The organism is Pseudomonas sp. LS-2 (genome assembly GCF_003605735.1).
Classification (GTDB): domain Bacteria; phylum Pseudomonadota; class Gammaproteobacteria; order Pseudomonadales; family Pseudomonadaceae; genus Aquipseudomonas.
This window is the reverse complement of record NZ_QXTJ01000031.1, coordinates 29,080-41,037: the sequence shown is the minus strand read 5'-3', so window position 1 is coordinate 41,037 and position 11,958 is coordinate 29,080. Positions and strand designations below refer to the sequence as shown.

Here is an 11,958-nt window from a genome sequence, read left to right as displayed (position 1 = left end):
ATCAGTGCTTCCTCGGTGCGAGGTAACTGAGCCAGCGGCGCTCGGCCAGCTTGAACAGTTTCACCAGAATGAAAGTCAGGCACAGGTAGAACACGCCCGCGGTGATGTACGCCTCGAACGGCAGGTAGAACTGCGCGTTGACGGTGCGTGCCGCGCCCGTGATGTCGATCAGCGTGACGATGGACGCCAGACTGGTGGTCTGCAGCATCATGATCACTTCGTTGCTGTACTGCGGCAGTGCCCGGCGCAGGGCCGACGGCAGCAGGATGCGGCGGTACATCTTGGCCTTGGACATGCCCATCGCTCGCGCCGCTTCGATCTCGCCCGGCGGCGTGGACTTCAGACTGCCGGCGATGATTTCTGCGGTGTAGGCGCTGGTGTTGATGGCGAACGCAAGGCAGGCGCAGAACGTGGCGCTGGACAGCCACGGCCAGAGGAAGCTCTCGCGCACGGCCTCGAACTGCGCCAGTCCGTAGTAGATCAGGAACAGCTGCACCAGCATCGGCGTGCCGCGAATCACATAGGTGTAGCTCCAGGCCAGCAGATTGACCCAAGCGACTTTCGAGACGCGCATCAGACCCAGGGGCAGCGCTGCCAACAGGCCAAAAAACAGCGACAGCGCCAGCAGTTTGAGGGTGATCAACAGGCCGCCGAAGTACAGCGGCAGGTTTTCCCAGACGACGTTGTAATCGAAGATCATAGGTCTGCCACCCTTACGCCGGCCGAGTAGCGTTTCTCGATGAAGCGCAGTACCAGCAGCGAGACGCTGGTGATCACCAGGTACATGGCCGCGACTGCGAGGAAGAACGTGAAGGGTTCGCGGGTGGCGTCAGCCGCCTGCTTGGCCTTGAACATCATGTCTTGCAGACCGACCACGGAAATCAGCGCGGTGGCCTTGGTCAGTACCAGCCAGTTGTTGGTGAATCCCGGAATCGCCAGACGGATCATCTGCGGGACGAGAATGCGAAAGAACACCCGCGAGCGGCTCATGCCATACGCCATGCCGGCTTCGGCCTGGCCCTTGGGAATGGCCATGAAGGCACCGCGAAAGGTTTCTGAAAGATAAGCGCCGAAAATGAACCCCAGCGTGCCGATACCGGCCATCAGCGGGTTCAGGTCGATGTAGTCGTCGTAACCCAACAGGGGCGCGACACGGTTGAGCAGGTCCTGACCGCCGTAGAAGATCAGCAGAATCAGCACCAGGTCGGGAATGCCACGAATGACCGTGGAGTACAGGTCACCCAGCCTGGCCAGCCAGCGCACCGGCGACAAACGCAGCGACACGCCGATCAGACCGAGCACGATTGCCAGCGCCATGGAGCACAGGGCGAGCTGCAGGGTCAGCCATGCACCGTCGAGGATGACGGCTCCGTAGCCTTTCAACATGTAGTTTGGCCCTCGAGCGCGGGATAGAAAAATGGCGCAATCAGAAGGACTGGGTACCCGCTGCCTGCGCCATTACGTGCTGCTTCGACTTACTTGCCGTAGATATCGAAGTTGAAGTACTTGTCCTGGATGGCTTTGTACTTGCCGTTTTCACGGATGGCCGCGATGGCCGCGTTGATCTTGTCCAGATTGGCCTTGTCGCCCTTGCGCACTGCAATGCCTACGCCGTCGCCAAAGTAGTTGACGTCAGTGAACGCAGGGCCGACGAACGCATAGCCTTTACCCGAATCGGTGTTCAGGAAGCCGTCCTGCAACAGGGTCGCGTCAGCCACGGTGCCGTCCAGACGACCTGCACCGATGTCCAGGTAGATTTCGTTCTGCGAGCTGTATGGCTTGATTTCGGCGCCCAGTGGAGCCAGGACTTCCTTGGCGAAACGTTCGTGGATCGAGCCACGTTGCACGCCGATGTTCTTGCCCTTCAGCTCGCTCAGGTTGTCGCTGACGACAGTGCCTTGCTTCATGACCAGACGGGCCGGGGTGTTGTAGTACTTGTTGGTGAAGTCGACGGACTTCTTGCGGTCTTCGGTGATGGACATCGAGGACAGGATCGCGTCGATCTTGCGCACTTTCAGCGCAGGAATCAGACCGTCGAACTCTTGCTCGACCCAGACGCATTTCACTTTCATCTCTTCGCACAGCGCGTTGCCGATGTCGTAGTCGAAGCCGACGATGCTGCCGTCGGGCGCTTTCGAAGCGAATGGAGGGTACGCCGCTTCGATGCCGATCTTCAGGGGTTTTTCATCGGCGAACGCTGGCTGTACCAATACGGACAGCGCCAGCGCACCCAGCAGCATGAGCTTTTTCATTCTTGGAACTCCATCGGTAAAACGCGACAAATGGCAGTGAGCGAACCGCTCAATGTGCAGAAGGAATAACTGAAATTGCGACGCGAGGTGCCATCGAGGTTCAGGGCTCGACAAGCCTTCGGCGAGTGATCGGCATTTTAGCGGCAGGCCGTGAGTCGATATTTCTTCAATGCGACAACTAGTTACAGAAGCGCTGGAAACGTCGATCAGCCTGATTGACAGCCCTAAGTGTTTATGCAAGAGGCCTTTATGGCAAACCTATCAACGAAGCAAATAACGCGCCCATTATTGGCAAAGCCTTCTAATCCGGCAAGTCTGGCGTGGAGGCAGAGGCCTGCGGACCGATGAAACGCTCCCCTGCGGGGGTCATTCGCCCCAACTTCGCGCGACGCGTTACAGAGGTAGGGGCGTTCGGTAACAATTCGATATATCCCGATTTCACCTGTGCAGGAGCGCGCTCGTCCGCGATGGCGGCGTGTCAGTCAGGTCGTGGCTCTCAGACCCAACGCCATCGCGGGCAAGCGCGTTCCTACCAGGATGATGCACACAAAAACGCCCCGCCCGGCTTTCACCGAACGGGGCGTCTGGAACCAGGAGGCGTCAGGCGACGTTCATGGTCTTGTGGGTCTCGACCAGATGCGCAACGACACCCGGATCGGCCAGCGTGGAGATATCACCCAGCGCGTCGTACTCGCCGGTGGCGATCTTGCGCAGGATGCGGCGCATGATCTTGCCGGAACGGGTCTTCGGCAGGCCCGGTGCCCACTGAATCACGTCAGGCGAGGCAATCGGGCCAATCTCCTTGCGTACCCAGTTGCGCAGTTCGATGCGCAGGGCTTCGTCCGGCACTTCGCCGCCGTTCAAGGTGACATAGACGTAGATGCCCTGCCCTTTCAGGTCGTGCGGCACGCCAACCACTGCTGCTTCGGCGACTTTCGGGTGAGCGACCATGGCGCTTTCGATTTCAGCGGTGCCCATGCGGTGGCCGGACACGTTGAGCACGTCGTCCACGCGACCAGTGATCCAGTAGTAGCCGTCCTCGTCACGGCGGGCGCCGTCACCGGTGAAGTACATGCCACGGAAGGTCTTGAAGTAGGTGTCGACGAACCGGTCGTGGTCGCCGTACAGGCTGCGCGACTGACCCGGCCAGGAATCCAGAATGACCAGATTGCCTTCGGCCGCGCCCTCGATCAGGTTGCCGAGGTTATCCACCAGCGCCGGAATCACACCGAAGAACGGACGAGTCGCCGAGCCTGGCTTGAGCGCGGTAGCCCCCGGCAGCGGGCTGATCAGAATGCCGCCGGTTTCGGTCTGCCACCAAGTGTCGACGATCGGGCAGTTCTGCTTGCCGACGGTGTTGTAGTACCAGTTCCAGGCTTCAGGGTTGATCGGCTCACCCACCGAACCCAGCAGGCGCAGGCTCGAACCGTCGGCGCCTTCGACGGCCTTGGTGCCTTCGGCCATCATGGCGCGGATGGCGGTCGGCGCGGTGTAGAGGATGTTGACCTTGTGCTTGTCGATGATCTTCGACATGCGGGTGATGTCCGGGTAGTTCGGAATGCCTTCGAACAGCAGCGTGGTCGCGCCGTTGGCCAGCGGGCCGTAGACGATATAGCTGTGGCCGGTGACCCAGCCCACGTCGGCGGTGCACCAGTAGGTTTCACCCGGTTTGTAGTCGAACACGCGCTCATGGGTCAGCGCCGCATAAAGCAGATAACCCGCCGTGGTATGCAGCACGCCCTTTGGCTTGCCGGTAGAACCGGAGGTATAGAGGATGAACAGCGATTCTTCAGCCCCCATTTCTTTCGGTGCGCAGGTGGCCGACGCCACTTCCAGCAAGGTGTGGTACCAGATGTCGCGATGGCGGTTCCACTCGATCTCGCCGCCGGTGCGTTTGCACACGATGACTTTCTGGACGCTGCTGGTTTCAGGGTTGGTCAGGGCACGGTCGACGTTGGCCTTGAGTGCGGTCTTCTTGCCGCCACGCAAGCCTTCGTCCGCGGTGATCACGACTTTGGATTCGCAGTCGATGATGCGACCGGCCAGCGCTTCAGGAGAGAAACCGCCGAACACCACCGAGTGGATCGCGCCGATACGGGCACACGCCAGCATCGCGACCACGGCTTCAGGGATCATCGGCATATAGATGGTGACCACGTCACCACGGTGCACATCCTGACCGCGCAGAGCGTTGGCGAATTTGCAGACTTCTTCATGCAGTTCGCGATAGGTGATGTTGCGGCTTTCGGAAGGATCGTCGCCTTCCCAGATGATGGCGACCTGATCGCCGCGCTCGGCCAGATGACGGTCGAGGCAGTTGTAGGAAACGTTCAGGGTGCCGTCGGCGAACCATTTGATGTCGACGCGGTGATCGTCGAAGGAGGTCTGTTTGACGGTGGTGAATGGCTTGATCCAATCCAGGCGCTTGGCCTGCTCACGCCAGAAGCCATCGGGGTTGACCACCGACTGCTGGTACATGGCCTTGTAGGTCGCCTCGTCAGTCAGCGTGTTTGCTGCCACTTCAGGGCGAACGGGGTACAGGGAAGCCGCACTCATCTTTCTTACCTCGGTGGAAATGTTGTTTTTGTATGGACCCGTTGTATCCGCCGATGGCCGCGAAAGCCATTCGACGATGGTCTTACCGGACCTCAGCATAACGCTCAAAGACGCCCAAGTGCCCCGTTTTCGGCAAATCTTCATGTTTGAACTACGACCAAAGAACTAGGCCGCGGGGGTCATGGCCTCCCCGCTCAGCGATTGTTGCCGGATTGCTCAATAGTCTTTATCAAAATGGTTTCTATATGAATCTGGAACAGGCGCATAGAATCAACTCTGCCAACACGGCAAATGATTGACAACTCACAGCCCCCCACACCGGCCTGTCGATCAAACAACTTAACTGGCTAATCAACTGACTTCTTGCAGAACCCCAAAAGGGTTGTGTGCACCCGGCCGAACGGAATTCCTGTTTGCCACTGTTGATCAAGCAACCAAGAGGAAACATGTAATGAAAGCTGCACTGGTTGTAATGGCTCTTTGTGGTTTAAGCACCATGGCTATGGCAGAAGAATCCAATGCCAAAGTCGCCGTTCAACAGCAACGCGCCGAGCAATATACCTACTCGACCAAGCTGGATATTGCCAAAGTCATTTCGGTAGACGAAGTCCCCAATGTCTGCGGCGTGGTGCCTCAGCACATGACCTACATCGACTCGCAGGGCAAGCGCCATGTGATGGAATACCAAGTGATGGGCAACGGGTGCAGCAACGGCTGATCTAATCTGCCTTCTTTTTATAGGCCCTGACACATAATACTTCAGGGAGCATGGATTATTGTAGGCGCGCGCTTGCCCGCGATAAGGGTGTAATAGCCACCTGACGTATCGGCGGTTATATCCATTCGCGGGCAAGCGCGCTCCTACACATGTTACGTTTTGCCAACGCCGTATTGATTCAACTTATTGGCAATAGTCGTATGGGACACGCCCAATCGTTTACCCAATAACCGACTGCTGGGATGCGCCGCATAAAGTTGTTCAAGAACCGCCTTTTCGAAACGCCCGACGATATCCTCCAACCCACCCTCCAGCGAAAAGTCCCCGAGTGGCTGACGCACGCCATAATCCGGCAGGCGGATATGCTCGGCTTTCACGACGCCACCCTCACACAGCGACACTGCCTGAAACAGCACGTTTTCCAGCTGGCGCACGTTGCCCGGCCAGTGATACTGACTGAGGCGCTCCATCGCCGCAGGTGCCATGCGCGGCAACGGGCAACCAATCTGTCGACTCGCCTGATCGAGAAAATGCTGCACCAGCGGCTCAAGCCCATCCAGGCATTCACGCAAGGGCGGGATGTGCAACGACAACACATTCAGCCGATGGTAAAGATCCTGGCGAAACTCACCGCGAGCACACAACTGCGACAGATCGACCTGTGTTGCGCAGATCACGCGCACGTCCAGATACACCTCCTCATCGCTTCCGACGCGGCGAAAGCAACCTTCTTGCAGATAGCGCAGCAGCTTGGCCTGCAACCGAGCGCTCATTTCCGCTACCCCGTCGAGAAACAACGTACCGCCCGCCGTCAGCTCCAGCAGCCCCAGCTTGCCTTCGGCGCGGGCCCCTTCGAATGCGCCTGGCCCGTAGCCGAACAGCTCGGTCTCGGCCATGGACTCGGACAATCCCGCGCAATTGAGCGCCATCATCGGCGACTGCCCACGCGGGCTTGCCAGATGGCAGGCTCGGGCGAGGAGCTCCTTGCCGGTGCCGGTTTCGCCCTCTATCAACAGAGGCGCATCCAGAGGCGCCATGCGCCGGGCTTCGCGCACCACGGCAGCCATCACTTTCGAACTCTGGAAGATGCTGTCGAAACCGCGCAGTTCCTGCTTGCGCACGTTGTAGATGTGCTCACCTACGCGATCCGCGCGATGCAGGGTCAATACCGCACCCGCCATGGCTTCGCTGTCTTCGTGTTCCGATTGCAGAGGTGCGATGTCGGCGAGAAAGATCGCGCCCTTCACTTTCACCCGCAAGCCGTTGATGCGCGAGCGGTTGGCGCGTACCAGTTGTGGCAGGTCGAAGTCTTCTGCATAGCGCGACAGCGCAATCCCTGGCACCTCATCGACGCGCACGCCCAGCAACTGGGCAGCAGCCCGGTTCGCCGCGACGATGCAGCCGCCCATGTCGATGGACAACACCGGAAACTCCAACGCGCCGAGCAACGCGTTCAGCTCCATATGCCGACGCTCGCTGGGCATCAGTCCCACACGTTTCACGCCGAACACACCAGGGATTGTTTCGAATTTCGGCACCAGCGCCTGAAATTGAAGATTGACGAGATTCGGACAACGCAGATAGATCGCGTCGCCATGCTCCCCGCCGACCTCTCCGCCAGAGACATTGACGCCATAGGAAACGAGAAGATCGAGGATGTCGCGCAGAATGCCGACACGGTTCTGACAGTGCACTTTGATGCGCATGGGGGGTCGACTCTTGTGAACAGGCCACTTTTTTGTAATGGAGGAAAGTTTATCGGCAAGAATACGTGACAGCGCAAGCACGAGATCTCCCCTAAACGCGCACATTTCTCGCTCGGCGCACTCATCTGTCAGGTTTTCTTTACGAGCTTCGTGGAAATTGCGGCATCGAAGCGGCGACAGCCTGACGGCAAACAGGATGGAAAACGGTATCTATAGCAGCAAGCAGGTCAGACCTGTCGCGCATCGCTCCAGATAACAACAAGCCATTCAGGAGAGCAGCATGAGTACGTCGTATGTCGCCCGCGAGCCGGACGCCCGTGGATTCATCGATTACCCCGACGCCGAACACGCGGTGTGGAATACCCTGATCACACGCCAGTTGAAGGTGATCGAAGGCCGCGCCTGTCAGGAATACCTCGACGGCATCGAGCAACTGAACCTGCCACATGACCGCATTCCTCAACTGGGCGAAATCAATCGGGTGCTGGATAGCACCACCGGCTGGCAAGTTGCTCGCGTTCCGGCATTGATTCCTTTTCAGACGTTTTTCGAACTGCTCGCCAGCAAGCGATTTCCCGTGGCCACGTTCATTCGGACCGAGGAAGAACTGGACTACCTGCAAGAACCCGACATCTTTCATGAAGTCTTCGGACACTGCCCGCTGCTGACCAACCCATGGTTTGCGGAATTTACCCACACTTACGGCAAACTCGGTCTGGCAGCCAGCAAAGAGCAGCGCGTGTACCTTGCCCGCCTTTACTGGATGACCATCGAGTTCGGGCTGGTGGAAACGGCGCAGGGCCGCAAGATCTACGGCGGAGGCATCTTGTCCTCGCCCAAGGAAACCATTTACAGCCTGTCGCAGACACCTGAGCATCAAGCGTTCGACCCTGTTGAAGCCATGCGTACGCCGTATCGCATTGACATTCTGCAGCCGCTCTATTTCGTGCTGCCGGACCTCAAGCGCCTGTTCGACCTCGCTCACGAAGACATCATGGGCATGGTCCAGAGCGCGATGCGGCTGGGCCTGCATGCCCCTCGCTTCACACCTAAAAAGCAGCCTGAAACAAACGCCGCCTGAAGAAGGAAAACCTTTTATGACCTCTCTCGATCAAGCCCACTGCGAGGCCTGCCGCGCCGACGCACCTCAAGTCAGCGAAGCCGAGTTGCCGCAGCTGCTGCGTCAGATCCCCGACTGGAACATCGAAGTCCGTGATGGCGTGATGCAACTGGAAAGAGCCTTCACGTTCAAGAATTTCAAATTTGCGCTGGCGTTTACCAACGCGGTCGGCGAAATTGCCGAAGCCGAGGGTCATCACCCAGGTCTTCTGACCGAATGGGGCAAAGTGACCGTGACCTGGTGGAGCCACTCGATCAAAGGGCTGCACCGCAACGACTTCATCATGGCCGCCCGTACCGACGAGGTGGCCAAAGGCGCCGAGGGCCGTAAGTAAATGCATTTTTCACAGATTCAGCGCGTACCGGACGATCCGATCCTGGGCTTGATCCAGGCCTATGCCAACGACCCGAACCCGAACAAGTTCGACCTGGGCGTAGGCGTGTACAAGGACGCGCAAGGCCTGACCACCATTCCCCGCGCCGTCAAACTGGCGGAACAGCGTCTGGTGGATTCGCAGCCGACCAAGACGTACATCGGCGGCCATGGCGAACCGCGTTTCGGCACGCTGATCTGTGAACTGGTCATGGGCGCCGACTCGCCGCTGATCAAGAACAAGCGCGTGGGCGCCACTCAGACACCGGGCGGCACCGGGGCACTTCGCTTGTCTGCTGACTTCATCGCCAATTGCCTGCCGGGCAAGGGCATCTGGCTCAGCGATCCGACCTGGCCAATCCACGAGACTATCTACGCCGCTGCCGGTTTGAAGGTCAATCACTACCCCTACGTCGGCAGCGACAACAGGCTCAACGTTCCGGCCATGCTGGAAACGCTGAACACCGTTCCGGAAGGCGATGTGGTTCTGCTTCACGCCTGCTGCCACAACCCGACCGGATTCGACCTCGGTCACGATGACTGGCGCGAAGTGCTTAAGATCGTCAAGCGCCGCAACCTGTTGCCGCTGATCGACTTCGCGTATCAGGGCTTCGGCGACGGTCTGCAAGAAGACGCCTGGGCCGTTCGCCTGTTCGCCGCTGAACTGCCGGAACTGCTGATCACAAGCTCCTGCTCGAAGAACTTCGGCCTGTACCGCGAACGCACCGGCGCATTGCTGGTGTGTGCCGACAGCACCGAGAAGTTGATGGACGTGCGCAGCCAACTCTCGGCCACCGCGCGCAACCTGTGGTCCAACCCGCCGGATCATGGCGCGGCGGTGGTGGCTGAAATCCTCGGCGACCCTGAGCTCAAGGCGCTGTGGGCTGACGAAGTGGAAGAGATGCGTACCCGCATCGCGCAACTCCGTCAGGGCCTCGTTGAAGCGCTGACCCCGTTGGGCCTGGGCGAGCGTTTTGCCCACATCGGCGTGCAGCGTGGCATGTTTTCCTACACCGGCATGAGCGACGATCAGGTCGAACGGCTGCGCAAGGAACACAGCGTGTACATGGTCGCAGCGGGCCGCGCGAACGTGGCGGGCATCGATGCTACGCGGCTAGATGCGCTGGCGGCGGCGTTTGCGGCGGTGTGCAAGGACTGACCTGGATGACAGCGTCCCCCTTGCAGGCGTGAGCGTGCTCGCGAAGATGTAGTGTCAGCGACACCGAAGTCGACTGACATGACGCAATCGCGAACAAGCTCACGCCTGCAGGTTCTGTGTCGCTGCGAATCGGGTTGTAGCTTCGCATCGCCACTACATGACCAACGGCCATCATTAAAAGTCTGATTGTCATTTGTAGTGCTGTATCCTCCCTTGGCGTTTTTGGACGCGCTGTACAAACCAGCAGCTAAAAAAACTTGTGAGGAGCGACAGACGATGCATGAAATCCCAAACTTCCCCTTCCCAAGCCAAACCCAGCAAAGCGCAGCAGCCCGTCAGGAACTCGGTCAGCCGATCGAGATGAAAGCCGGTGCGAAAAGTGGTGACAGCAAGAAAGCCCAAGGCCAACGCTGAAGGCTAATTTCAGCCCCTATGCAAGAGCGTCTTTGAGGCGTACTTCCATAAGGGCTGATTGCTTACCGAGACAAACCCATGACTGAATTCACCGAAACCCAGGCGCAGGCCTTGATTGGCACCGCCGAAAAAATGATCGAAATCTGGGCGCGGTTGAGCCCGGAAAAACAGCAGGCATTGCTGGCCCGATTCGGGACCCAGGAAAACGCCCTCGCTGCGCTGGTCACGACGCAGCTCGTGGCGCCCGCCGCCGAATAATCACAACGGCCTCACCGGCAAATCCGCGTTCGGTTCAACATCGATTCACCCTTCTGCTGCCACAACACAGCCAGCCTCGTTATCATGTGGCATCGCTTGGCTATCAAGCGTCTACGCTTCATTCTGTTTCCGCCCCCGCTGCACCACCCCTGTCGTAATCGTGGATTGATGCCCATGCCAGACGCTTCGAGCGCCGCTACACCCCGTCCTGTCGCTATCACGCTTCAGGTCGTTTCCATTGTTCTGTTCACCTTCATCGGTTACCTGAACATCGGTATCCCTCTGGCCGTACTGCCAGGTTATGTACACACCGACCTCGGTTTTGGCGCAGTCGCAGCCGGCCTCGTGATCAGCGTGCAATACCTGGCGACCTTGCTGAGCCGTCCGTACGCCGGGCGCATCATCGATAATCGCGGCCCCAAAAAGGCGGTGATCATCGGTCTGTTCGGCTGCGGCCTGAGTGGCGTGTTCATGCTCCTGGCCGGGTGGCTCGAGGGCTGGCCGATGGCAAGTCTGATCTGCCTGTTCATCGGCCGTCTGGTGCTGGGCAGTGCCGAAAGCCTGGTGGGTTCGGGTTCCATTGGCTGGGGCATCGGTCGCGTGGGCGCCGCGAACACCGCCAAGGTGATCTCCTGGAACGGCATCGCCAGCTACGGCGCACTGGCCATCGGTGCGCCGCTGGGGGTGTTGCTGGTGAACGCGATGGGCTTGTGGAGCATGGGCGTCAGCATCATCCTGCTGGCCGCACTGGGCATTTCACTGGCGTGGAAGAAGACACCCGCGCCCATCGTACACGGCGAGCGCATGCCGTTTCTGCATGTGCTGGGTCGTGTTCTGCCCCACGGCACCGGCCTGGCGCTGGGGTCCATTGGTTTCGGCACCATCGCGACCTTCATCACCCTGTATTACGCGAGCCACACCTGGCCGAATGCGGTGCTGTGCCTGAGCCTGTTCGGCGCTTGTTTCATCGGCGCGCGGCTGCTGTTCGGCAACATGATCAACCGCATTGGCGGCTTCCGCGTGGCGATCGCCTGCCTGTCGGTCGAAACGCTGGGGCTGCTGCTGCTGTGGCTGGCGCCCAGTCCGAACCTGGCGCTGGCGGGTGCTGCACTGACCGGCTTTGGTTTCTCGCTGGTGTTTCCGGCGCTGGGAGTCGAGGCGGTGAACCTGGTGCCGGCGTCCAGTCGTGGCGCGGCGGTGGGTGCGTATTCGCTGTTCATCGACCTTTCGCTGGGGATCACGGGGCCCGTGGCAGGCGCTGTGGCCGCAGGCTTCGGCTTCGCTTCGATCTTCCTCTTCGCGGCGCTGGCTTCGCTGGCCGGGTTGGGGTTGAGCGTTTACCTGTACAAACAGGCGAAGGTGATGCGCAACAAGGTCACAGATCTGTAGTCATGTTCAATCCT

At 59.4% G+C, this 11,958-nt stretch carries 12 protein-coding genes; 7 read left to right on the top strand and 5 right to left on the bottom strand.

Going from position 1 to position 11,958, the window contains the following annotated elements; all coding sequences use genetic code 11:
- Position 1: 1 nt before the first annotated feature.
- The 4 genes from D3M70_RS17540 to acs form a co-directional block, all read right to left on the bottom strand.
- The gene (locus D3M70_RS17540; protein ID WP_081569138.1) at positions 2-700 is read right to left on the bottom strand and encodes an ABC transporter permease; all 699 of its coding nucleotides are present in this window, start codon (positions 698-700) and stop codon (positions 2-4) included.
- A complete protein-coding gene (locus tag D3M70_RS17535; RefSeq protein WP_120126986.1) occupies positions 697-1,386 on the bottom strand; it encodes an ABC transporter permease in 690 nt (229 codons plus the stop codon). Before D3M70_RS17535 ends, D3M70_RS17540 begins: the two co-directional genes overlap by 4 nt.
- A gap of 89 nt (positions 1,387-1,475) precedes the next feature.
- On the bottom strand, positions 1,476-2,252 hold the full coding sequence (locus D3M70_RS17530; RefSeq protein ID WP_120126985.1) for an ABC transporter substrate-binding protein: 777 nt from the start codon (positions 2,250-2,252) through the stop codon (positions 1,476-1,478).
- A 600-nt stretch (positions 2,253-2,852) separates the two neighbouring features.
- Positions 2,853-4,808 (bottom strand): acetate--CoA ligase, encoded by a 1,956-nt coding sequence (acs, locus tag D3M70_RS17525; protein WP_120126984.1) that lies wholly within the window; start codon positions 4,806-4,808, stop codon positions 2,853-2,855.
- Between the two features lie 451 nt (positions 4,809-5,259).
- On the opposite strand from acs, the gene D3M70_RS17520 reads away from it, so the two are divergent.
- Positions 5,260-5,526 (top strand): DUF2790 domain-containing protein, encoded by a 267-nt coding sequence (locus D3M70_RS17520; RefSeq protein ID WP_120126983.1) that lies wholly within the window; start codon positions 5,260-5,262, stop codon positions 5,524-5,526.
- A gap of 152 nt (positions 5,527-5,678) precedes the next feature.
- Here the strand turns inward: D3M70_RS17520 and D3M70_RS17515 are convergent, their stop codons facing one another.
- Positions 5,679-7,232: a sigma-54-dependent transcriptional regulator gene (locus D3M70_RS17515; protein ID WP_120126982.1), complete on the bottom strand. Its 1,554-nt coding sequence runs from the start codon at positions 7,230-7,232 to the stop codon at positions 5,679-5,681.
- A 280-nt stretch (positions 7,233-7,512) separates the two neighbouring features.
- On the opposite strand from D3M70_RS17515, the gene phhA reads away from it, so the two are divergent.
- The 6 genes from phhA (at position 7,513) to D3M70_RS17490 (ending at position 11,944) form a co-directional block, all read left to right on the top strand.
- A complete protein-coding gene (gene phhA, locus D3M70_RS17510; RefSeq protein WP_120126981.1) occupies positions 7,513-8,313 on the top strand; it encodes a phenylalanine 4-monooxygenase in 801 nt (266 codons plus the stop codon).
- Between the two features lie 16 nt (positions 8,314-8,329).
- On the top strand, positions 8,330-8,686 hold the full coding sequence (locus tag D3M70_RS17505) for a 4a-hydroxytetrahydrobiopterin dehydratase (protein WP_120126980.1): 357 nt from the start codon (positions 8,330-8,332) through the stop codon (positions 8,684-8,686).
- A complete protein-coding gene (locus D3M70_RS17500) occupies positions 8,687-9,883 on the top strand; it encodes an amino acid aminotransferase (RefSeq protein ID WP_120126979.1) in 1,197 nt (398 codons plus the stop codon).
- 276 nt (positions 9,884-10,159) lie between these two features.
- A complete protein-coding gene (locus D3M70_RS32030; RefSeq protein ID WP_165869832.1) occupies positions 10,160-10,297 on the top strand; it encodes a hypothetical protein in 138 nt (45 codons plus the stop codon).
- A gap of 78 nt (positions 10,298-10,375) precedes the next feature.
- Positions 10,376-10,555, top strand: coding sequence for a hypothetical protein (locus D3M70_RS17495; RefSeq protein WP_120126978.1), 180 nt, complete (start codon positions 10,376-10,378; stop codon positions 10,553-10,555).
- Positions 10,556-10,729: 174 nt separating this feature from the next.
- Complete coding sequence (locus D3M70_RS17490; protein WP_120126977.1) at positions 10,730-11,944, top strand: MFS transporter; 1,215 nt, start codon at positions 10,730-10,732, stop codon at positions 11,942-11,944.
- Positions 11,945-11,958 lie beyond the last annotated feature (14 nt).